The organism is Cryobacterium sp. TMS1-20-1, from assembly GCF_004402355.1.
Classification (GTDB): domain Bacteria; phylum Actinomycetota; class Actinomycetes; order Actinomycetales; family Microbacteriaceae; genus Cryobacterium; species Cryobacterium levicorallinum.
The window spans coordinates 1-22,850 of record NZ_SOGF01000053.1 but is presented as its reverse complement, the minus strand read 5'-3'; the positions used below and the strand labels follow the sequence as shown (position 1 = coordinate 22,850).

The window sequence follows — 22,850 nt, the reverse complement described above, 5'->3', positions numbered from 1 at the left end:
CCCGTGGCGGTGGACAGGGCACGCATCGAGGCGGCCGTTTCAGAGATTCTCGCTGCAATCGGCGAGGATCCGGAACGGGTCGGCCTGGAGAGCACGCCGCGACGAGTAGCGGATGCCTACGCCGAGTTCTTCGCCGGCCTGGACCAGGACCCGCAGGAGCTCCTGCAGGACTTCGTTCCGGTCGGGGACAGCACCGGGGAACTCGTGCTGCTGCGCGATATCGCCTTTCGTTCCATCTGTGAACACCACCTGCTGCCGTTCCTGGGCACCGCCCACGTGGCCTACCTGCCACGGGGCCGGGTCGTCGGCCTCGGCCGGTTACCCGCCGTTGTTGAAACCATCGCAGCCCGGCCCCAGCTGCAGGAGCGCCTGACCGAGGAGATCGCCGGCGCATTGCAGGACGGCCTCGACCCGCTCGGTGTGCTCGTCGTGCTCGATGCCGTGCACGGCTGTGTCGGCACCCGCGGCCCACGCCAGAGCGCGAGCTCGACCGTGACCATGGCTTCCCGCGGCGTGCTGACCGAGCCGACCGCCCGCGCCGAGATCATTGCCCTGATCGCCGCGGGCCAATGACTCTGATCAGGCCAGTGACTCTGATCAGGCCAGTGACGCTCATCATGGGGGTGCTCAACGTCACACCTGACTCTTTCAGCGATGGCGGACGGTGGGCAGCAACGGATGCCGCCATCGAGCACGGACTGCTGCTGCGCGCCCAGGGCGCCGACCTGATCGACGTGGGCGGTGAATCCACTCGCCCGGGTGCCACCCGCGTCACTCCGGCCGAGGAACAAAACCGGGTCATTCCGGTCGTCACCGAACTCGCCCGGCAGGGACTGCGCCTGAGCATCGACACGCTCAACGCCTCGACGGCCCGCGCGGCAGCGAAAGCCGGAGCGAGCATCATCAACGATGTTTCCGGCGGGTTGGCCGACCCCGACATGGCTGCTGTCGTCGCCGACACGGGCCTGAACTTTGTGGCCATGCACTGGCGTGCCCATGCCCAGCAGATGGACGCCCTCACGGAGTACGACGACGTCGTCACCGAGGTCATGGTCGCGCTGACCGCCCGGGTGGACGCGTTGACCGCCGCCGGCGTGGCGCGCGAGCGCATCGTGCTCGACCCTGGCCTCGGCTTCTCCAAGAAGACCGAACACAACTGGCAGCTGATCAACCGGCTGGATGCCTTCGCCTCGCTGGGGCTTCCGATCCTCGTCGGAGCCTCGCGCAAACGCTTTCTGGCGGCGGTTCTGCCGGACGGCGCTCCCGTGCAGGACCGTGACCTGCCGACCGCCGTGGTGAGTGTGCTGGCCGCACAGGCGGGCGCCTGGGCGGTGCGCGTGCACGACGTCGCCGGCACCCGCGCGGCGCTCAACGTGCTCTCCAGCGCCCGGCAGTCGACGCCACCGGCCACCAATGAATTGTCGGGCGGGTCGTTCGAGTCCGACACAATGGAACCATGACTGATTCGATCACCCTCACCGGCCTGCGGGTGAACGCCCACCACGGCGTCTACGACTTCGAGAAAGAAAACGGTCAGGACTTCGTCATTGACGTCACCGTCTGGCTCGATCTGCTCGCGGCGGCGGCGAGCGATGACGTGACCCAGACCATCCACTATGGCGAACTCGCCGAGCAAATCACCGACGCAGCCAGGCACAACCCCGTCGACCTCATCGAAACCGTCGCCGAACGCATCGCCTCCGTCGTGCTGGCCCACCCACCGGCGCTCAAGGTGCAGGTCACGGTGCACAAGCCGCAGGCTCCCATCTCCGTGCCCTTCACCGACGTGGCTGTGCAGATCACCCGGGTGCGGCCATGACCGGTGATCGAGTCGTTCTGGCCCTTGGCAGCAACCTCGGAGACCGGGAAACGACGCTCGCGAGCGCGGTGCGGGATCTCGCCGACCTGCCCGGCGCGACGCTGGTCGCAGTGTCGCCGAGCTACGAATCGGCAGCCGTGAAACTCGACGGTGTTGACGAGCGCGCCCCCCGCTATCTCAACGCGGTGCTCACGATCGATTACACCGGCGACGCCTACGCGCTGCTTGACGCCGTCAACGCCATCGAGGCCGAGCACGGCCGGGTGCGCGCCGAGCGCTGGGGCGACCGCACACTCGACATCGACATCATCGCCTTTGGCCAGCTGAGCATCGACGACGCGCGCCTCACCGTGCCGCACCCGCGCGCGGCGGAACGCGACTTCGTGCTCGCCCCCTGGCTCGACCTCGATGAGCAAGCCACCGTTCCCGGACGGGGCCTGGTGCGCGACCTGCTCGCCGCGACCGGCCAGACAGTGCGCCGGGCAACGGATGTCGCCACCCTCCACCCGGCACCGGGAACACCGCGATGAAGCGCTCGCACGCGACCGGGCTGCTCGCGGTGTTGCTCATCGGACTCGTGATCGGCTTTCTGCTCGAGATCGCGTTCGCGGCATCCGGTGCCCCCATCGTCGTTCCACCGGTTACCCTGCCGCTAACGCTCATCCTGTTGGCGGCCGTCGTCGTCAGTCTGGCCTGGCGGGTACGTCAGGGCAGCCGACGCAAGGCGCTGCGCCGCATCGACCCGTTTTGGGCGATGCGGGTGGCCGTGCTGTCGAAGGCGACCTCACTCTCCGCGTCCCTGCTGTTCGGCGGTTCCCTCGGCATCGTGCTGTACATCCTGACCCGATCCGTGGTGCCGGCGGTCACTTCGCTCTGGCTCGCGATCGGTACGGCGATCGGCGCGGCCGTCATGCTGGCGGCCGGCCTCGTGGCCGAACACTTCTGCACCCTTCCGCCCGACGACGACACCGATACCGACGAGCCCGGAGGTACGCGTGCCTGATTCCGACGATGTGAACCCACCCGAACACGCGCGGGTCGAACCGTCGGAACGGCTCGACCTGGTCGGCGTCGGCGAGTGGAAGCGGGTTTCCCCGAAGTACGTGCTGGTCGAGATCGTCGGCACCATTGTGTTCGGCGTCGTGGTCTGCGGCGGCGCCAGCGTGCTCTGGCTGCTGCTCGAGCAGACCTGGGCCTTGTGGGTCGGCCTCGCGGTGCTCCTGATGACCATTATCAACCTGGTGTTCGAACCGCGCCGGGTGCGCTCCATCGGCTATCTGCTGCGCGAGGATGATTTGCTCTTTCGCCGCGGCATCCTCTTTCAACGCTTTGTGGCGGTGCCCTACGGACGCATGCAGCTCATCGATATCACCCGCGGCCCGGTGGCGCGCTGGCTCGGTCTGGCCGACCTCAAATTCGTGACCGCGGCGGCGACCGCCGGGGTCTCGATCCCCGGGCTGGCCGAAGCGGATGCCGAAAGTCTGCGCGACCGTTTGGTGGAGCTCGCCGAGATCCGCCGGGCGGGGCTGTGAGCGAGCCCGCCGTTCCGGCGCCACTCGTTGCACCGCGCACCGACCTCACCGACGGGCAGTGGCACCGACTGCACCCCGCGACACCACTGCTGCGCGGCGGCATTTTCATGGTGGCCGTGCTCGGCTTCGTAATCGCCAACCTGCGCGAACGGCTCATCGACCTGTTCCTGGGCGAGGAGAACTACGGCGGCGACCCGATCGACGAGATCTACCAGCGGGGCGGCACCGGGTGGGCGCTGCTCATCATCGCCGGCGTGCTGCTGGTCATAATTGTCGCGTTCTACCTGTCCTGGCGCATGCACACCTTTCGCATCAACGGGGAAGTCGTCGAGGTGCGCAGCGGCCTCGTTTTTCGCAGCAACCGCAAGGCGCGCCTCGACCGGGTGCAGGGCGTGAACCTGGCTCGGCCGTTGATTCCCCGACTGTTCGGAGCCGCCCGGCTCGACATCGCCGTCGCGGGTCAGGACGGCAACGTGCAGCTGGCCTACCTCGGCTCGAAATTAGCGGATGACCTGCGCCGCGACATCCTGCACCTCGCCTCCGGCCTGCGGCAGACCAGAGCGCCGGCAGCTACACCGGACGCCGCAGATATGGCCGCGGAAGGTGCTCCGCCAACCCTGATCGGCCCGCCCACCGCGCACTCGGCCCTCGGCGGCCTCGCCACGGCGGGCTACCAGGAATTCGTGGAGCCGGAACGGGGACCCGACGCTGCTCCGCCCGTGTCGGTCGTGCGCATTCCGCCCGGACGACTGATCGGGTCGGTCGTGCTCAGCGGCTTCACCGTCTTTCTGCTCCTGGCCGGCATCGGGCTGATCGTCAGCGTGATCGCCGGCAGCAACGGCTGGGTGCTCGTGGCCGTGCTTCCCGGCCTGATCGGCAGCGTCGGCTACTACTTCTCGCGCATCACCAAGCAGCTGCGGTTCACGATCGCGGGCACGGCTGACGGCGTGCGGGTCGGGTTCGGCCTACTCTCCACGAGCAGCCAGACCCTGCCGCCCGGGCGCATCCACGCCATCAAGGTGTCTCAACCCATTCTGTGGCGTCGTTTCGGCTGGTGGCAGATCAACATCAACACAGCGGGGCACGCTGCCGGGGCGAGCGCGGGTAATCCAACGAGCACGGTGCTTCTGCCGGTCGGCACCCTCGCCGACGTCGAGAAGGTGCTCGAACTGGCCCTCCCCGGCTTCACCACCGATACCCATGGGGCGCTGGTCGAAAACGGCATGCTCGGCGGCCGCAAGGCTGATTCCGGAGTCGCCGATTTCTACAGCAATGCGCCACCGCGAGCGGTCTGGCTGCGACCCTTCTCCTGGTGGCGCACCGGCTGGGCGGTCTCGGGCAATGTCGCCCTGATCCGCCGCGGGGTGCTCTCCCGCGACCTGATCCTCGTGCCGCTCGCCCGCATGCAGGGTGTGAGCGTGAGGCAGGGCCCGATCAAGCGTCGGCTGCGCCTCGCCTCGGCCGACCTGCTCGCGGTCGCCGGCCCGGTCACGGCGTCGCTCAGCGTCATCGACGTCGATGAAGCGCTCGTGCTTTTCCAATGGATGTCCACCGGCGCGGTCAGCTCGGCGCTCGCCGACACCAGCCACCGCTGGAGCCGGGCCGACGAGGCCCCGAAGCCAGCCGCAGATCAATACGGAGAGACAGAATGAACGCCAAACCCGGCCGCCTCGGCGTCGGAATCATCGGAGCCGGCCACGTCGGCCCCATTCTCGGCGCCGCACTCGCGGGTGCCGGCCACGCGATCGTAGGCATCTCGGCGATCTCGCAGGCCAGCCGTGATCGGGCCGAAGCCATCCTGCCGCTCGTGCCGATCCTCACCGTGCCCGAGGTGGTCGAACGCAGCGAGCTGGTCATCATCGCGGTACCCGATGCCCAGCTGGAGAGTCTGGTGCAGGGCCTCGCCGTGACGAACACCTGGCAGCCCGGCCAGCTTGTGCTGCACACCTCCGCCCGCTTCGGCACCGCGGTGCTCGCGCCCGCCCAGGCAGCCGGAGCGATCCCACTCGCCATCCACCCGGCTATGGCCTTCACCGGCACGAGCCTCGATTTGGCCCGGCTCGCGGACAGCTATTTCGCGGTGACCGCGCCCGGCCCGGTGCTGCCGATCGGGCAGGCGCTCGCGGTGGAGATGGGCGGCGAACCGCTCATCGTAGCCGAGGCCGACCGTGCCAGCTACGCCGAAGCCATCGAGATCGCCACCGCGTTCTCCACGTCGATCGTCGAGCAGGCCACGCGGCTGCTCGCCGGAATCGGGATGGAGCAGCCGGGAGCCGTGCTGGGGCCGCTGCTGCGCTCCGCGATGGAGAACGCCCTCGGGCGCACGAGCCCGGAACGCCTCGACTTGACCGGGCTGGACGAAATCGCGCCCAGGCAGCATCCGCTTGACGACGACCGGACAATCGAATGAGCACGCCCGAAGTGATCAGCACCATCACCGCCCTGCAACACCGGCTCGGTCAGGCCCGGGGCCGTTCGGCGCTGGTCGGCGGGGACACCCGCATCGTGCTCGTGCCGACCATGGGGGCCCTGCACGCCGGGCACCTCGCGCTGGTGCGGCGGGCGCACGCTCTGGGCGACATCGTGGTGGTGTCGATCTTCGTGAACCCGCTGCAGTTCGGCGCCGGCGAAGACCTCGAGCGGTACCCGCGCACCCTCGATGCCGACCTGGCCACCCTCGCCGACGAGAACGTTTCGGTCGTGTTTGCGCCCACGGCCGGCGAAATGTATCCAGACAGCGCGAACGGCACGCGGGTGACCGCCGGCCCGATCGGCAGCGCTTACGAGGGAGCTGCGCGCCCGGGCCACTTCGACGGCATGCTCACGGTCGTCGCGAAACTGCTGGGCATCGTGGCACCGGATACGGCGGTGTTCGGTCAAAAAGACGGCCAGCAGGTTTTTCTCGTGCAGAGCATGGTTGCCGACCTCAACCTGCGCACCGCGATCGAGGTCGTCGAGACGGTGCGCGAGCCGAGCGGGCTGGCCCTCTCAAGCCGCAATCGCTACCTCGACGACGCCCAGAATACGGCGGCGCAAGCCCTGTTCGCCGGGCTCCGCGCGGCCGTGCATGCGGCGCTGGCCGGACCCGCCGCCGCCCTCGCTGCCGCACACGCACGCATTGCCGCCCAGCCGCTGGTTAAACTGGACTATCTCGTGATCGTGCACCCGCAGACCTTTGTACCGGTCGACGACGCCTATCGCGGACCGGCCCGGATGCTCGTGGCCGCGCGGGTCGGTACCACCCGGCTGATTGACAACGTGCCGCTTGCCCTCGGGTAGGCAGCATCCGCTTTATTTCTGAACTGACAGCACCAACGGAGAACCGTATGAGCCAGAACACCCCGCCCATCTCGACCGACGTCGAGGGCTTCTCCGACGCAGAAATGAACGAGCAGAAGGCCGTGCGCCTCGGCAAACGCGACCGCCTGAACGCGGCGGCCGCCAGCCCGGCCGGCGGCGCGTACCCGGTGTCGGTTCCGGTGACCCACACCATTCCGGCCGTGCGCGCCGAATTCGGCACGCTCGAAGCGGATGCCGTTACCGGCGTCATCGTCGGCCTGGCCGGCCGCATCGTGCACCTGCGCAATACCGGCAAGCTGTGCTTCGCCAGCCTGCAGTCGGGCGACGGCACCCGCATTCAGGCCATGGTTTCGCTCGCCGCCGTCGGGGACGAGTCACTTGCCGCCTGGAAAGACCTGGTCGACCTCGGCGACCACCTTTTCGTTACCGGCGAGGTCATCTCCAGCCGCCGCGGCGAACTGTCGATCATGGTCACCGATTGGCAGGTCGCCGCGAAGGCGCTGCTGCCGCTGCCGAACCTGCACTCCGAGCTCAGCGAAGAAACGCGGGTGCGCAGCCGCTACCTCGACCTGATCAGCCGCGAGCAGGCCCGCACCAACGTGCTATCCCGTTCGAAGGCCGTCGCGAGCCTGCGCAAGACCTTCACCGACCTCGAGTTCATCGAGATCGAGACCCCGATGCTGCAGGTCATGCACGGTGGGGCATCCGCTCGCCCATTTCAGACCCACAGCAACGCCTTCGACACCGAACTGTTTCTGCGCATCGCGCCGGAGCTGTTTTTGAAGCGGGCCGTGGTTGGCGGCATTGACCGGGTCTACGAGATCAACCGCAACTTTCGCAATGAGGGCGCCGACTCCACCCACTCGCCCGAGTTCGCGATGCTCGAGGCCTATGAGGCGTACGGCGATTACAACTCCATCGCCGACCTCACCCAGAAGCTGATTCAGGATGCCGCGTTCGCGATTGCCGGATCATACGTGGTCACCTGGGCCGACGGTACCCTGTTCGACCTCGGCGGCGACTGGGACCGCATCGGCATGTACGACAGCCTGTCCACGGCGGCCGGTATCACGATCACGCCCGAGACGCCGCTCGCTGACCTCGTCGCGATCGCCGCTCAAGAAGGCATCGAGATCGACCACCCGATTCACGGCAAGTACGTTGAAGAGCTCTGGGAGCACTTCGTTAAGGGCGACCTGGTGCGCCCGACCTTCGTGATGGACTTTCCCATCGACACGAGCCCGCTCGTGCGCGGCCACCGCTCGGTGGCCGGCGTGGTCGAGAAGTGGGACCTGTACGTGCGCGGCTTCGAACTGGCCACCGGCTACTCCGAGCTCGTCGACCCGGTGGTGCAGCGGGAACGCTTCATCGAGCAGGCCAGCCTGGCCGCCGGGGGAGACCCGGAGGCGATGCGCCTCGACGAAGAATTCCTCCGCGCTCTCGAATACGGCATGCCGCCAACCGGTGGCATGGGCATGGGTATCGACCGTATGCTGATGGCCCTGACCGGCCTCGGCATTCGCGAGACAATCCTCTTCCCGCTGGTCAAGTAGTTAGTAGGTACTCATGAGCTATCTCCCCAAAGACGAATTAGAGCCCGACAAGGGCGGGCGCAAACCGCCGTCGATGAACCGCATCGCGATCTGGGTGATCGTCAGCGGCGTCGGCGTGTATTTTCTCGGCAGCGGAATCTACGGCATCCTGACCAAGTAGGGGCTTCGCCAGCCTTTACGCGTAGTCTGGGGGTGTGATTGAGAACTTCTGGGGTAACGCGCTCTTTTCGGTCGTGCCCACCATTGCGCTTGGCCTCATCTTCTGGATGCTGATGCGCTCAATCCTGCGCGCCGATCGCACCGAACGTAAGGTGTACGCCCAAATCGAAGCCGAAGAACGCGCCCGGCTCGGTCTCGACAAACCGACCACCTAAGTACCAATGTTCGGCATCGACGGCCTGACCATCACCGTTCTGCTGGCCCTGATCATCGACTTTTCTGTGCGCGTCGTGGCCATCATCGTGGTACCTCGCAACCGCCGCCCGATGTCGGGCATGGCCTGGTTGCTGACCATTTTCTTCATCCCGTACCTCGGCGTGCTGCTCTTTCTGCTGATCGGCTACCGCACCCTGCCGAAGAAGCGCCGATTGATGCAGGATGAGATCAATCAGTTTATCCAGGGCAGCACCGAGGGCATGGAGCTGGTGCGCCGCGACCACCCGTGGCCCAGCTGGCTAGAGTCGGTCGTTGAACTCAACCGTAACCTCGGGGCGATGCCGCTCGTCGGCGACAACACCGCGAGCCTGATCAACGACTATCAGCTGTCGTTCGACACGATGATTGCCGACATCGACCTGGCCAAGAAATACGTGCACGTCGAGTTCTACATTCTCTCGCTCGACCACACCACCGCGCCGTTCTTCGACGCCCTCGAGCGGGCGCACCGGCGCGGGGTCAGCGTGCGCGTGCTGATGGACCACATCCAGTCAATGCGCAAGCCGGGTTTTCGCCAGACCAAGAAACGGCTGACGGATGCCGGTGTCGACTGGGAACTCATGCTTCCGGTGCAGCCGTTCAAGGGTAAATGGCAGCGACCCGACCTGCGCAACCACCGCAAGCTGCTCATCGTCGACGGCCTGGTCGGCTTCATGGGGTCGCAGAACATCATCGACCGCACCTACAACATGCGCAAGAACATTCGTCGGGGTCTGAAGTGGAAAGACTTCATGACCCGGCTGGAAGGCCCGATCGTGTCGGGGCTCAACGCCATCTTCATCACCGACTGGTACAGCGAAACCAATGAGCTGCTCACCCGTGACATTGAGCCGGTGCACCCGCGGCCGGTGACCGATGCCCTCGACTGCCAGGTCGTGCCGAGCGGCCCGGGGTTCAAGGGTGAGAACAACCTGCGCCTGTTTCTCGCGTTGCTCTACTACGCGCAGGACCGCATCATCATCACGAGCCCGTACTTCGTGCCGGACGAATCGATCATGTACGCCATCACGACCGCCGTGCAGCGAGGGCTTCGCGTTGAGCTGTTCGTCTCGGAGATCGGCGACCAGGCCGTGGTCTATCACGCCCAGCGCTCGTACTATGAGGAATTGCTGACCGCCGGCGTGCACATCTACATGTACAAGGCGCCGTACATTCTGCACGCCAAGCACTTCACGATCGACGATGAGGTCGCCGTCGTCGGCTCGAGCAATATGGACCAGCGCTCCTTCAGCCTCAACATGGAGGTCTCGCTCATGGTGCGCGGCCGGTCGTTCGTGCGCAACCTCCGCGCGATGGAGGATGAGAACCGTTTGAACAGTCGCGAGTTGACCCTCGAGGAGTGGCGCAAGCAGCCGCTGCGCTCGACCATCCTCGACAACCTCGCCCGGCTCACTTCCGCCGTGCAGTAGCGCCCGGTCAAGCGGATGCTGCGCGCGGGCCCAGCGCGCAGCATCCGTCACGCTGTGCTTATCACGCCTACGGCGAACAAACGCCCGCGGGCGGCGCAGGCTGGTTATTCTCGATGTAACGGCACCAACTGCCCTGGCGCCAAGGGAGCGATCATATGTTTGAGAGATTTACCGACCGAGCTCGTCGCGTCGTCGTTTTGGCCCAGGAAGAGGCCAAGATGCTCAACCACAACTACATCGGCACCGAGCACATTCTGCTCGGGCTGATTCACGAGGGTGAAGGCGTCGCCGCGAAGGCTCTGGAGAGCCTCGGCATCTCGCTGGATGCCGTGCGCGAGCAGGTACAAGACATCATTGGCCAGGGGCAGCAGCAGCCCACCGGCCACATTCCCTTCACGCCGCGGGCGAAGAAGGTTCTCGAGCTGAGCCTGCGCGAAGCGCTGCAGCTCGGCCACAACTACATCGGCACGGAGCACATTCTGCTCGGCCTCATTCGCGAGGGCGAGGGCGTTGCCGCCCAGGTTCTCGTCAAGCTCGGCGCCGACCTCAACCGCGTGCGCCAGCAGGTCATCCAGCTCCTCTCCGGTTACCAGGGCAAGGAGCAGGTCGCGGTCGGCGCCAACGAGCAGGCGGCCAACACGGCCGGCAGCCAGGTGCTCGACCAGTTCGGCCGCAACCTCACCCAGATGGCCCGCGACAACAAACTCGACCCGGTCATCGGACGCGAGAAAGAAATCGAGCGGGTCATGCAGATCCTCTCGCGTCGCACCAAGAACAACCCCGTGCTGATCGGTGAGCCCGGCGTCGGCAAGACCGCCGTCGTCGAGGGGCTCGCCCAGGCGATCGTCAAGGGCGATGTGCCCGAGACGCTCAAGGACAAGCAGCTCTACTCGCTCGACCTCGGCTCGCTCATCGCCGGCAGCCGCTACCGCGGTGACTTCGAAGAGCGCCTGAAAAAGGTCACCAAGGAGATCCGCACCCGCGGCGACATTATCGTCTTCATCGACGAGATCCACACCCTGGTTGGTGCGGGCGCCGCCGAGGGTGCCATCGATGCCGCATCCATTCTCAAGCCGTTGCTGGCCCGTGGTGAGTTGCAGACCATCGGTGCGACCACCCTCGACGAGTACCGTAAGCACTTCGAGAAGGATGCCGCGCTCGAGCGACGCTTCCAGTCCATCCAGGTGAACGAGCCGTCGCTGCCGCACACCATTAACATCCTCAAGGGACTGCGCGACCGCTACGAAGCGCACCACAAGGTGTCCATCACCGACGGTGCCCTCGTGGCCGCGGCGAACCTCGCCGACCGCTACGTCTCAGACCGGTTCCTGCCCGACAAGGCCATCGACCTGATCGACGAGGCCGGCGCTCGCCTGCGCCTGTCGATCCTGTCGAGTCCGCCGGAGCTGCGCGAATTCGACGAGAAAATCGCCGTGGTTCGTGCCGCCAAGGAACTCGCCATTGAGGAGCAGGACTTCGAGAAGGCCGCCGGCCTGCGCGACGAGGAGAAGAACCTCCTCGGCGAGCGTCTGCGCCTGGAGAAGAAGTGGAAGTCCGGCGACGTCAAGACCACCGCGGTGGTCGACGAAGGCCTGATCGCCGAGGTTCTGGCCCAGGCCACCGGCATTCCGGTGTTCAAGCTCACCGAGGAAGAGTCCTCGCGGCTCGTCTTCATGGAAAAGGCACTGCACCAGCGCGTCATCGGTCAGGAAGAGGCCATCTCGGCGCTCGCCAAGACCATCCGTCGTACCCGTGCCGGCCTGAAGGACCCGAAGCGTCCCTCCGGATCCTTCGTCTTCGCCGGTCCCACCGGTGTCGGCAAGACCGAGCTCGCCAAGGCGCTCGCCGAGTTCTTGTTCGACGACGAGGCCGCCATGATCTCGCTCGATATGAGTGAGTACGGCGAGAAGCACACCGTGTCGCGCCTGTTCGGTGCGCCTCCCGGATTCGTCGGCTTCGAAGAGGGCGGTCAGCTCACCGAGAAGGTGCGGCGCAAGCCGTTCTCCGTGGTGCTGTTCGACGAGATCGAGAAGGCTCACCCCGACATCTTCAACTCCCTGCTCCAGATTCTGGAAGAGGGCCGGTTGACGGATGGTCAGGGTCGCGTCGTCGATTTCAAGAACACCGTCATCATCATGACTACCAACCTCGGCACCAAGGACATCTCGGGCGGACCGGTCGGCTTCCAGCTGGAAGGCGACACCACCACCGGGTACGAGCGCATGGCCGGCAAGGTCAAGGACGAGCTGAAGAAGCACTTCAAGCCCGAGTTCCTCAACCGCGTGGACGAGATCATCGTGTTCCCGCAGCTGACCAAGCCCGAGCTGCTGCAGATCGTCGACCTGTTCATCAAACGTCTCGGCGTGCGTCTGCTCGACCGCGACATGACCGTCGAGGTCACCCTTGCGGCCAAGGAACACCTGATCGAGGTCGGATTCGACCCGACGCTCGGTGCTCGTCCGCTGCGCCGCGCCATCCAGCGCGAGGTGGAGGACCGCCTGTCGGAGAAGATCCTGCAGGGTGAGCTCAACGCCGGAGACCACGTGCACGTGGACTTCGTCGACGGCAAGCTCGTCTTCACCACGACGACCCGGGCAGATTCGGTCGGCGTCGGAGTGAACACCGCAGCCGCCGTCGGCACCGGTCCGGCCACCCCCGACCTGGCGATCACGAGCGACTAGGTTTCACCCCGCGCTAGTTCAGCGGCAGAAGGCCCGGCAGATTCGTCTGCCGGGCCTTTCCCGTTCCCCCAGCACCGGCTGGCGTGCATAACTCCTGCAATTTCTGTGGCCTCCAGCCAACTTCCGCGTCTTTCCGGGGTGGCCGGGCGGCGCATCCGTTCTGGTGGGGGCGAAAAGTGGGGGCGAATTCAGAATGGACGGGGGTGGCGGGCGGCTGCGGCGGCGGAATCCCGCGGCACGATCCCTAGACTGGTGGTTTGATCCTGATTTAGCCACGAGAGGGGCCGATAGGCGTGACCGTATTGCAGCAGAGGGCACCGGAACAACCCGAACTGGAGTATTCGGTGCGCCGCGCCCGCACGAGTGACGTTCCCGGCATCGAAGCGCTGGTCGAACCGCTCGTGCAGCAGCGCATCCTGCTCGGCAAGGACCGGGTCGTGTTCTACGAGGCGGTCCAGGAATTTCGGGTGGCCGTTGACTCCTCAGGGAAGCTGATCGGCTGCGGCGCCCTGCACGTCATGTGGGAAGACCTCGGCGAGGTGCGCACCCTCGCCGTCGACGCGAACTGGCTCGGCCACGGCGTCGGCTACACCATGATGCAACGCCTCGAAGCGGATGCCCGCGACCTCGGCTTGAGCCGACTGTTCTGCCTGACCTTCGAGGTGGGCTTCTTCACCCGCAACGGCTTCAGCGACATGGGTACCGAAACCGTCGATCCGGCCATCTACGCCGAGCTCGTGCGGTCTCCCGATGAGGGCGTCGCGGAGTTTCTCGACCTGGCACGGGTGAAGCCGAACACGCTCGGCAACACCCGCATGGTGAAGCGCCTGACTCGTTCCTGAACCGGCGGAATTCTGCGTGACCGGCTCGATCGCGGCTATCTGTGCTGCGTGGCGCCGATTTCAGCTGCGCATACGAGCAAAATGAGCGGAGTTCACCCCCCGGACACGGCCCGTCACTAGGCTGCGAACTATTGCACCGGCCGGAACCACTCCACGGGGAGCAAGACCCTGGGTGCAATGAGACGACCATCGTTCAATGAATGAGGAGATCCATGTCATCCGCCGTTCGCAGCCGTTCGAGGCTGGTTTTCGCCACACTTCTGGGGGTAAGCCTCGCGGCCGCTCCGATCATTGCCATACCGGCCAGCGCCAACACCGCCGGCACCGGAGTCGTCATCAACGAGGCCTACCTGAACGGGGGCAGTTCGGGTGCGACCTACCTGAACAAGTTCGTCGAGCTGTACAACCCGACCAACGCCGACGTCTCGCTCGACGGCACGTCGATTCAGTATCGCGCGTCGGGCTCGACGTCGAATCCGACCTCGGTCCTCGCTTTGACCGGAACCATCGCCGCCGGAGGTTACTACCTCGTACAGGGCGGCTCGAACGCGACAAATGGCGCGTCGCTCCCAGAAGCGGATGCCGCCTCCGGCATCTCCTTTGCCGCCGGCTCCGGCACGATCTTCTTCGCCAACCAGTCCGCGGCGCTGTCTGCGCCCGCCATCGGCTCGCTCACCGGGCAGCCCGAGATTCTCGACCTGATCGGTTACGGCAGCTCGAACACCTACGAGGGAACGGCTGCAGCCAACGCATCCGTCACCACCTCGGTGAACCGCACGAACTTCATTGACACCGATGTCAACGCCGCCGACTTCAGCTCGGCCGCGCCAACGCCGACAAATACGGCGGGCGAGACCGGCAGCCCGGTCGACCCAGAACCAGACCCTGACCCAACCCCGGTGCCCGCCGAGCTGACCGCGATCAACGCGATCCAGGGAACGACCGATACGAGCCCGCTGGCCGGAACGGTCGTCAAGACGTCCGGCGTCGTGACGGCCGCCTACCCGACCGGCGGCTTCAACGGCTTCTACCTGCAGACCGCCGGGACCGGCGGCGATATCGACTTCGCCAGCCACACCGCTTCGCACGGCGTCTTCGCGTACTCCAACTCGGCTACCGCCGACGTGAAGATCGGCGACCACGTGCAGGTCGTCGGAACCGTCGTGGAGTTCTTCGGCCTGACCGAAATCACCTTCAGCACCGTTGACGATGTCACCCAGCTCGCGGGCACCGACGTAGCCCTGCCGACACCGGTCACGGTGTCCCTGCCGACCAGCGAGGCGCAGCGGGAAACCCTCGAGGGCATGCTCATCGCGCCCCAGGGTGATTACACCGTCACCAACAACTACACGACCAACCAGTTCGCCGAGATCGGCCTCGCCGCCGGAACGACGCCGCTGGTGAACCCGACCGTGACGGCACTGCCCGGCTCGACCGAGTACACGGCGGCCATCGCGGCCAACGCCGCACGCGCCGTGACCCTCGACGACGGTGCGAGCACGAACTACCTCTCCAGCACCAACCAGGGAACCCCGGTTCCGTACCTGACCGTCGCTGACCCGCTGCGCATCGGTGCGGCCGTGACCTTCACCACGCCCGTGATCTTGGACTACCGCAACTCCGCGTGGAAATTCCAGCCCACCACGGCGCTCACCGCGGCAAACGCCGCCACGGTCCAGCCGGCCACGTTCGCCAATACCCGCACGGAGGCTCCCGAAGACGTGGGAGGGGATATCCGTCTGGCAAGCTTCAACGTCTTGAACTACTTCTCCACCGTCGGTGATTCCCTCGTCGGCTGCTCGTACTACAGCGACCGGGCCGGGAACCCGATAACCGTGCGCAGCGGATGCGACGCCCGCGGCGCCGCAAACACTGTCAACTTCGAACGCCAGCAGGCGAAGATCGTCGCGGCCATCAACGCCCTCGACGCCGACGTTGTCTCGCTCGAGGAGATCGAGAACTCGGCAGCCTTCGGCAAGGACCGCGACGACGCCCTCGCCAACCTGGTAAACGCGCTGAACGCAGCGGTCGGCAGCACGGCCTGGGCCTTCGCGGCCTCGCCCACCGAGCTCCCCGCCAACGAAGACGTCATCCGCACCGCTTTCATCTACAAGGTCGATACGGTCGAAACCATGGGTGGGTCCAAAATTCTCACCGGCTCCGCCGCATTCAGCAATGCCCGCCAGCCGCTCGCCCAGGCGTTCCAGCTGGTCGGCGACACAAACAGCTCGTTCCTTGCCATCGTCAACCACTTCAAGTCGAAGGGCTCCGGAACCGGGGTCGACGCCGACATGAAAGACGGCCAGGGTGCCTCGAACGCTTCCCGGGTGAACCAAGCCACGGCCCTCGTGGCCTTCGCCGATGATCTCACGGCCAGCACCGGTATCGACCGGGTATTCCTCACGGGCGATTTCAACGCCTACGACCTGGAAGACCCGATCAGGGTGATCACCGACGCCGGGTACATTAACCAGGGCGCCAAGACCGGCGAATACAGCTATGCCTTCGGTGGTACGGTCGGCTCGCTCGACCACGTGTTCGCTTCGCCAGAAGCGGATGCCACGGTCAACGGCGCCGACATTTGGAACATCAACTCCGTTGAATCGGTGGCCCTCGAGTACAGCCGGTACAACAACAACGTGACCGACTTCTACGTTGCCGACGCGTACCGCTCCTCCGATCATGACCCGGTCGTGCTCGGACTCAACCTCGCCACGCCCACCTCGGTGGAGCTCAACCTGCTGAACATCAATGACTTCCACGGACGCATCGACGCCAACACCGTCAAGTTCGCGGGAACCACCGAGCAACTGCGGGCCGAGTACGGCGACGCGAATTCGCTGTTCCTCTCGAACGGCGACAATATCGGTGCCTCGCTGTTCGCCTCGGCATCGCAGAACGATCAGCCGACGATCGACGTGCTGAACGCCCTCGATCTGGCCGCCTCTGGCGTGGGCAACCACGAGTTCGATCAGGGCTTCGCTGACCTCGGGGCACGAGTGGCCGATGCTGCCAACTTCGACTACCTCGGAGCCAACGTCTACAACGCGGGCACGGAAACGCCCGCGATGCAGGAATACGCCCTCATTGACGTTGCCGGCGTGATGGTTGGCGTTATCGGCGCGGTGACGGAAGAGACCCCCTCACTCGTCTCGCCGAACGGTATCGCGAGCCTCAGCTTCGGGGACCCTGTTGCCGCAGTCAACCGCGTTGCCGCGCAGCTCACCGACGGCGACCCCGCCAACGGCGAAGCGGATGTCCTGATCGCCGAGTACCACGAGGGTGCCGGCGCCGGAATTCCGGATGGCGCCACGCTCGAGCAGGAACTCGCCGCCGGCGGGGCCTTCGCGAGCATCGTGAATGACACCTCGGCCGAGGTCGACGCGATCTTCACCGGTCACACGCACAAGCAGTACGCCTGGGACGCCCCGGTTCCCGGCGCGGCCGATGGCGTCACGCGCCCGGTGCTGCAGACGGGCAGCTACGGCGAGAACATCGGCCAGGTTGTGCTCAGCTATGACGTGGCCTCCGGTGACACGACCACGGTGAAGAACCGCAACGTGGCCCGCTCGACCGTTGCCGATGCCGACCTCGTGGCCGCGTACCCGCGCGTCGCCGAGGTTCAGGCCATCACCAACGCCGCGTTGGCCGAGGCCGCGATCCAGGGCAACGTGCCCGTGGGTTCGGTCACCGCCGACATCACCCGGGCGTGCCTCGGTGGAGTCTCGCCGTGCGCCGAAAACCGGATGGCGCCATCCACTCTGGGGACGCTCGTGGCCAACTCGCTGCGCGCGTCGCTGGCCGACCCCACTATCGGCGGTGCCGAGATCGGCGTCGTCAACCCCGGTGGAATGCGTGCCGACCTCTCGCTGTCTCCTGACGGCGTGGTGACCTACGCCGAGGCGAACGCGGTGCTGCCGTTCCTGAACAACCTCTGGACGACGAGCCTGACCGGCGCACAGTTCAAGACCGTTCTCGAGCAGCAGTGGCAGACCAACGCCGATGGCACGATTCCGAGTCGGCCGTTCCTGCAACTCGGCTTGAGCGACAACGTGAACTACACCTTCGACGCGTCACGAGATGCCGGAAGCCGCATCACGGGCATCTGGATCGACGGTGCCCAGATCGACCCGGCGCAGTCCTACCGCATCGGTTCGTTCAACTTTCTGCTCACCGGTGGCGACAACTTCCGAGAGTTCACGAAGGGAACGGATACCCGCGACTCGGGTCTCGTCGACCGCGACGCCTGGATCTCTTACATTCAGGCCAACAGCCCGCTGTCCCCGTCGTTCAAGGCCAGCCAGGCTTCGATCACCGGCGCCCCCACGGCCGCGGTCAGCCCGGGTGACACGATCACCTTCACGGTCGGCAGCCTCAACCTCACCTCGCTCGGCGCCCCGAAAAACACCCAGCTCACGCTGAGCTGGTCGGGCACCGACGTCGGTACGGCATCCGTTGATTCGACGGGCGCAGCCATCGTCACCGTCACGGTGCCGGCCGATGCCGTCGCGAGCAGTGTCCTCGAGATGACCGCGGTTGAATCGGGCACGATCGTGCGCCTCGCCGTTGCGGTAACCGTGAGCACCGAACCGGGAGATGCGCCGACCGCAGCCCCAGCGAAGGATCTCACCAAAAAGCTGCGGAACGCGATCGACACCGACCGCAACTCCTATCGGGCCGGTGACACGGTCGCTGTCGAGGTTGGTGCCTCGCACGCCGGCGAGTACGTGTCGGTGTGGGCCTACAACAAGAAGAAGGCCGCCAACCTCGGCGGCTGGTTGCTCGTCAGCGCAGAGGGCACGGTGAGCGTCACACTCGCCGACGGCCTCAAGCACGGCAAGTACAGCGTGTCCGCGCAGGACGCTGACGGTGACGTAATCGGCTGGACCGACGTCAGGGTCGACCACGCCAAGAAGGCACCGAAGCCGCCGAAACCAGGGCACCGCTAAGCCATGGTTTGTGGGCCGGGGCCCGCTCGCACCGTTTCGGTTGCGGGCGGGCCCCGGCCTGTTCCGGCGGCAATTGCTGCCGACACGCACGCCATTACCGCCTTCTGGCGTCGAACATCAATAACCTTGGGGCATGTCGACGATCAAGCAACCGGTCGGCCGCCAGTCCAGCAAGGTGTACCGGCGCCGGCGTTTCGTAGTGGGGCTCGGTCTGCTCGCCGTGCTCATCATTCTGTTTCTCATCATCGTGCAACCTGGGGTGAGCAAGGGTGACGCAGACTCCCCGAAAACGCCCGCCGCGGCCACGACCGAGTCGGCCACGCCGACGGATGCCGCCGCCGCCATTCCCGAGACGGCCACCGCCGTCGATGGCTCGGCCTGCGACCCGGCAGCGGTTGAGGTTGCGGCCATCACCGACGCCACAAATTATGCGGCCGACGTGCTGCCGCAGCTGTCGCTGAGCCTGACCAACATCGGTACCACGGACTGCGTGATCAACGCCGGCAACAAGCAGCAGGTGTTCACCGTGATGAGTGGTGAAGACGTCTACTGGACCTCGACCGACTGTCAGACCAACCCGATCGACGCCGAGGTGACGCTCAAGCCCGGCGTGGTCATGCCGCTCGCAACCCCGATCAGCTGGGATCGCACCCGCTCGGCCGTTGACACCTGCCAGACCGAGTCCCGCACCGCAGTTCCGGCCGGCGGGGCGTCGTACTACCTGTACGTGACCGTGGACGGTATCGAAGCGGCCGACCCGGCCTTGATGATTCTGAACTAGGGCTGGCTGCTCAATCTGACGCCCCGCCCGGTGGTGCCGAACACTATTTCCCGTTGAACTGGGGCGAGTGCGCGGGTGAGGAGTAGCATATTGCTCTTTCGGGGCCGGTTTTAGAGCGACTTGAGACCCCTCACGGAGGCGGGTCGGGCTGAGGCTGGGGTGGAACAGGTGGTCGGCTCGCTGGGGCCTCGGCTGGGGAGCGCGTTCGCTCGTGGCATGCGCTGCCAGCTGGGCGTGTACGGGCGCGCCTGATTGAATGAATAGGTGACCGATACGACTGCCAACACCCGTTCCGAGGCGCTCGCCGCCGCACTGGCGGCGCAAGACGTCGTCGCCGTCGCCTATGCGCTGCGCAACGATTATATGATCGTGCCGCAACTCGTCGTCAACGGGGAGGCGGCGCAGGTGCGGGTCTTCGGCCGCGAAGGCTCCGACAAGCGGATGCTGCTGCTCTTCTCGGCCGCCGAAAACTACGTGCGCGTGGTACCCGACGACCTGAACCCGCAGGTCATGGTCTGCGACGGGCAGTGGCTGCGGGAATTTCTCACCGTGCACGCCGCGACCCTGGAGATGGTGTTCTTCGACATCGCCGGGCCGAACGTGATGCAGGCAGCTCCCGCCGATCTGCTCAAGGCGCTGAGCCCCGAACTTGGCCAGAGCGACGCCGGCTGAGTCCTCGCCCGGGCAGCTTCGAGCAACTGCCCGATAGATCGCCGGGTCCAGGCGCAGGCTCGGCGCGCCGGTCAGTGCGCCGAGCCTGCATCCTTTTTTCGGGAAAGCGCTCAGCTACGGCCGAATGTGGGGCGGGGTAGTGATGGAGTCTAGAACGCCCGATCGAGTTCGGCGTCGCGGGGGCTGCGGCTGGTTCCGAGCGCGAGAGCAACCGCCGCGTGGATCGACCCGCAGGCGGCGTCGATCTGGGTGGTGAACCCGAGGCGCACGGCCTCGTTCACGCGCTGCTTCGACATGAGCGCTCCGCGCACCTCCCCGGCCAGGCTGATCTCACCGAAGGCGACCACGTTGTGGGCCACGGCCAGCCCGGTGAAGGCCGACGCGATGGCCAGCGCAATCGCGAGGTCGGCGGCCGGTTCGGTCAGACGGATTCCGCCGACCGTCGACACGTAGACATCTTTGGCGGAGAGTTTCATGCCGGCGCGCTCCTGCAGTACCGCGAGCAACATGGCCACACGGGCTGCGTCTACACCGCTCGTGACACGGCGCGGGTTCGGTGCCTGGGTGTCGGTGACGAGAGCCTGCACCTCGACCGGCATTGCCCGCCGGCCTTCGAGGGCGACGGTGACGCAGGTGCCGTCGACCGGTTCAGTGGCCCGGCTTAGGAACAGCCCGCTCGGGTCGGGCACCTCGGCGATGCCGTCGCCGGTCATCTCGAAGCAGCCGACCTCGTCGGTGGGCCCGAATCGGTTCTTGAGCGCGCGAATGAACCGCAACGAGGTCTGCCGGTCGCCCTCGAACTGGCAGACCACGTCGACCAGGTGCTCCAGCACCCGCGGGCCCGCAATCGAGCCGTCCTTGGTGACGTGGCCGACGAGCAGCACCGGCAGGTTGCGATCTTTGGCCACGCGAATGAGAGTGGATGCAACCTCCCGCACCTGGCTGGGCATGCCCGGCGATCCGTCGGAGAGCGCACTCGACACCGTCTGCACCGAGTCGATGATGATGAGGTCGGGCTTCACCGCGTCGATCTGCCCGAGGATCACGCCGAGGTCGGTTTCGGCCGCGATATAGAGCTCGGGTTCGAGCGCGTTAGTGCGTTCGGCCCGCAATCGCACCTGGCTCACCGACTCTTCAGCGCTGACATAGAGCACGCGGCTCTTGGCAGCCGCCGCCTTCGACGCGACCTCGAGCAGCAGCGTGGACTTGCCGACGCCGGGCTCACCGCTGAGCAGAATCACCGAGCCGGGCACGATGCCGCCGCCGAGCACCCGGTCGAACTCGTTGATGCCGGTCGGCCAGTGGGCGGCGGCATCCGTTTCAACGTGGGTGATGGGTCGGGCGATACCATCGCCGACGAGCGTGACGGCCTTGAGCTTGCGGGTGATGCCAGCGGTCTGGCCGGCATCGACGACGGTGCCCCACTGCTGGCATTCGCCGCAGCGGCCCGCCCATTTCAGGGTGGTCCAGCCGCATTCGGAGCAGCGGAAAGAGGAGACGGATTTTGCCATGTTTCGAGCCTAGCCGGGGCCACCGACAGTCGACTCTGCGCGCGGTTCCGGCGCTAGTCGGCGTCCTCCGACACCTGATTGACCGCCGAGAACCGGTGGGCGACATCGGCGCTGATCGCCGGTAGGAACGCCTCGGCCCAGGAGCGGTAGCCGCGGTCGTTGGGGTGGAACAGATCCCGGGCTACGTGGGTCAGAATGCTGCGAAAGCCGGCCCGCTTCGTCGTTGCGTGCAGCGGAACCACGGTCAGCTCGTGCTCGGCGGCAACGCGGCGGATGATCTCGTTGGCCGCGGCGACCTTGACCTCGTTGTGCGGCAGGTGAAAGCAGGGCAGGTCGGCGATGAGGGCGTGCGGCGGCAGTGCGGCAAAAACGGTTCGGATACCGGCTTCAAACGCCGCCGGGTTCCACGCGGCGATATCGTTGGCGCCGATCGCGACCGTGACCAGGTCGGCCTCCAGCCTGGCGAAGCGGGGAAGCTGGTCGCGCACGGCCAATGCCACGGTCGCGCCGGAGACGCTGAGATTCACAACGCGTACCGTCTGGCCGGTCGCCAGGCGCACATGATCGGCGAGTACGCCGACGTAGCTCTTGCTTGGGCTCGACGCCCCGATTCCCTGGGCGGCACTGTCGCCGATCGCGACGTAGAGCAGCTCGCCCGACTGCTTCGCGTGGTCGCGCCACCAGGCCGAGTGCACCGGCAGGGTCTCGTTGAGAATGGCCTTCTGCTGTTCCAGGTCGCGGCGCCACAAGGTCGTGGCCAGCACGACGCCGCCGGCAAAAACGGCGGCTCCGGTAGCGATGGCAGAGCGGATGCGTGGGGTCGGTGAGGTCACCCGCTGAGGGTACTCCGCGGCATCCGTGTGTCTGCTGCATGTTTGCCGATTCGCGTCGGACCTCAGTCTCTACTAGAATCAACGGCGGTACCGTGTCCGAGCGGCCGAAGGTGCGACTCTCGAAAAGTCGTGTGGGGGAGACTCCACCGTGGGTTCAAATCCCACCGGTACCGCCACGAAAACCCCCTACATCCCAGTTTTTTACTGGGGAGTAGGGGGTTTTTGGGAGGAAGGTGCGCGCGGGGCCGTCGCCCACGTCCGCGCGGCCAACGCCGACAACCTTCACGACACCGAGTTGCAGGCGCTTGTCGCTGAGCTGCGCGAGCAGAGCCCCCTGTTCGGGGAATGGTGGAACGAGCACATCGTCGAACGCCGACGAGCCTCGCTGAAGCACCTACGCAGCCAAGACGGCGAGACCCTTGCCCGCCGCTAGGAGCGTGAGTCAGTAACGCCTATTTCGGCTTGATGCCGCGGAATACGGGTCCATGTCTCGGCGTGGGTTGGGTGTTGCTGGCGCGGTAGCCAATGGGGGA

Annotated in this window: 21 protein-coding genes and 1 tRNA gene; 20 read left to right on the top strand and 2 right to left on the bottom strand. The window is 66.1% G+C overall.

The window, feature by feature from the left end; genetic code table 11:
* Nucleotides 1-3: 3 nt before the first annotated feature.
* The 18 genes from folE to E3O45_RS12295 all read left to right on the top strand — a co-directional run bounded on the left by folE (nt 4) and on the right by E3O45_RS12295 (nt 19,973).
* On the top strand, nt 4-573 hold the full coding sequence (gene folE / locus E3O45_RS12375; RefSeq protein ID WP_134443670.1) for a GTP cyclohydrolase I FolE: 570 nt from the start codon (nt 4-6) through the stop codon (nt 571-573).
* A gap of 32 nt (nt 574-605) precedes the next feature.
* Complete coding sequence (folP, locus tag E3O45_RS12370) at nt 606-1,460, top strand: dihydropteroate synthase (protein ID WP_134443669.1); 855 nt, start codon at nt 606-608, stop codon at nt 1,458-1,460.
* The gene (folB, locus tag E3O45_RS12365) at nt 1,457-1,819 is read left to right on the top strand and encodes a dihydroneopterin aldolase (protein ID WP_134443668.1); all 363 of its coding nucleotides are present in this window, start codon (nt 1,457-1,459) and stop codon (nt 1,817-1,819) included. Before folP ends, folB begins: the two co-directional genes overlap by 4 nt.
* The gene (gene folK, locus E3O45_RS12360; protein WP_134443667.1) at nt 1,816-2,349 is read left to right on the top strand and encodes a 2-amino-4-hydroxy-6-hydroxymethyldihydropteridine diphosphokinase; all 534 of its coding nucleotides are present in this window, start codon (nt 1,816-1,818) and stop codon (nt 2,347-2,349) included. Before folB ends, folK begins: the two co-directional genes overlap by 4 nt.
* A complete protein-coding gene (locus E3O45_RS12355) occupies nt 2,346-2,822 on the top strand; it encodes a DUF3180 domain-containing protein (protein WP_092451784.1) in 477 nt (158 codons plus the stop codon). The genes folK and E3O45_RS12355 overlap by 4 nt, the downstream gene beginning before the upstream one ends.
* Nucleotides 2,815-3,351: a PH domain-containing protein gene (locus E3O45_RS12350; RefSeq protein ID WP_241978741.1), complete on the top strand. Its 537-nt coding sequence runs from the start codon at nt 2,815-2,817 to the stop codon at nt 3,349-3,351. The genes E3O45_RS12355 and E3O45_RS12350 overlap by 8 nt, the downstream gene beginning before the upstream one ends.
* Nucleotides 3,348-5,003 (top strand): PH domain-containing protein, encoded by a 1,656-nt coding sequence (locus tag E3O45_RS12345; RefSeq protein ID WP_134443666.1) that lies wholly within the window; start codon nt 3,348-3,350, stop codon nt 5,001-5,003. Before E3O45_RS12350 ends, E3O45_RS12345 begins: the two co-directional genes overlap by 4 nt.
* Nucleotides 5,000-5,761, top strand: coding sequence for a Rossmann-like and DUF2520 domain-containing protein (locus E3O45_RS12340; protein ID WP_092451788.1), 762 nt, complete (start codon nt 5,000-5,002; stop codon nt 5,759-5,761). Before E3O45_RS12345 ends, E3O45_RS12340 begins: the two co-directional genes overlap by 4 nt.
* Nucleotides 5,758-6,630: a pantoate--beta-alanine ligase gene (panC, locus tag E3O45_RS12335; RefSeq protein WP_134443665.1), complete on the top strand. Its 873-nt coding sequence runs from the start codon at nt 5,758-5,760 to the stop codon at nt 6,628-6,630. The genes E3O45_RS12340 and panC overlap by 4 nt, the downstream gene beginning before the upstream one ends.
* A 47-nt stretch (nt 6,631-6,677) precedes the next feature.
* The gene (gene lysS / locus E3O45_RS12330) at nt 6,678-8,204 is read left to right on the top strand and encodes a lysine--tRNA ligase (RefSeq protein ID WP_134443664.1); all 1,527 of its coding nucleotides are present in this window, start codon (nt 6,678-6,680) and stop codon (nt 8,202-8,204) included.
* Between the two features lie 13 nt (nt 8,205-8,217).
* Complete coding sequence (locus tag E3O45_RS17560) at nt 8,218-8,364, top strand: hypothetical protein (protein ID WP_166789492.1); 147 nt, start codon at nt 8,218-8,220, stop codon at nt 8,362-8,364.
* Nucleotides 8,365-8,398: 34 nt separating this feature from the next.
* Complete coding sequence (locus tag E3O45_RS12325) at nt 8,399-8,578, top strand: hypothetical protein (RefSeq protein WP_092451794.1); 180 nt, start codon at nt 8,399-8,401, stop codon at nt 8,576-8,578.
* 6 nt (nt 8,579-8,584) lie between these two features.
* Nucleotides 8,585-10,048, top strand: coding sequence for a cardiolipin synthase (cls, locus tag E3O45_RS12320; RefSeq protein WP_134443663.1), 1,464 nt, complete (start codon nt 8,585-8,587; stop codon nt 10,046-10,048).
* A gap of 155 nt (nt 10,049-10,203) precedes the next feature.
* Nucleotides 10,204-12,729, top strand: a complete 2,526-nt coding sequence (locus E3O45_RS12315; protein ID WP_134443662.1) for an ATP-dependent Clp protease ATP-binding subunit — start codon at nt 10,204-10,206, stop codon at nt 12,727-12,729.
* Between the two features lie 293 nt (nt 12,730-13,022).
* Nucleotides 13,023-13,571, top strand: coding sequence for an amino-acid N-acetyltransferase (locus E3O45_RS12310; protein ID WP_241978742.1), 549 nt, complete (start codon nt 13,023-13,025; stop codon nt 13,569-13,571).
* Between the two features lie 212 nt (nt 13,572-13,783).
* Complete coding sequence (locus E3O45_RS12305; RefSeq protein WP_134443661.1) at nt 13,784-18,520, top strand: ExeM/NucH family extracellular endonuclease; 4,737 nt, start codon at nt 13,784-13,786, stop codon at nt 18,518-18,520.
* A gap of 133 nt (nt 18,521-18,653) precedes the next feature.
* A complete protein-coding gene (locus E3O45_RS12300) occupies nt 18,654-19,301 on the top strand; it encodes a hypothetical protein (RefSeq protein WP_134443660.1) in 648 nt (215 codons plus the stop codon).
* Nucleotides 19,302-19,565: 264 nt separating this feature from the next.
* On the top strand, nt 19,566-19,973 hold the full coding sequence (locus tag E3O45_RS12295) for a dehydrogenase (RefSeq protein ID WP_134443659.1): 408 nt from the start codon (nt 19,566-19,568) through the stop codon (nt 19,971-19,973).
* A 149-nt stretch (nt 19,974-20,122) separates the two neighbouring features.
* Here the strand turns inward: E3O45_RS12295 and radA are convergent, their stop codons facing one another.
* Together radA and E3O45_RS12285 are read right to left on the bottom strand one after the other, a co-directional pair.
* Entirely contained in the window at nt 20,123-21,484 is a 1,362-nt protein-coding gene (gene radA / locus E3O45_RS12290; RefSeq protein WP_134443658.1) for a DNA repair protein RadA, read from the bottom strand.
* Nucleotides 21,485-21,537: 53 nt separating this feature from the next.
* Entirely contained in the window at nt 21,538-22,317 is a 780-nt protein-coding gene (locus tag E3O45_RS12285; RefSeq protein WP_241985340.1) for an SGNH/GDSL hydrolase family protein, read from the bottom strand.
* Nucleotides 22,318-22,403: 86 nt separating this feature from the next.
* On the opposite strand from E3O45_RS12285, the gene E3O45_RS12280 reads away from it, so the two are divergent.
* Nucleotides 22,404-22,493, top strand: a tRNA-Ser gene (locus E3O45_RS12280).
* Complete coding sequence (locus E3O45_RS12275) at nt 22,466-22,750, top strand: hypothetical protein (protein WP_134443657.1); 285 nt, start codon at nt 22,466-22,468, stop codon at nt 22,748-22,750. Before E3O45_RS12280 ends, E3O45_RS12275 begins: the two co-directional genes overlap by 28 nt.
* Nucleotides 22,751-22,850 lie beyond the last annotated feature (100 nt).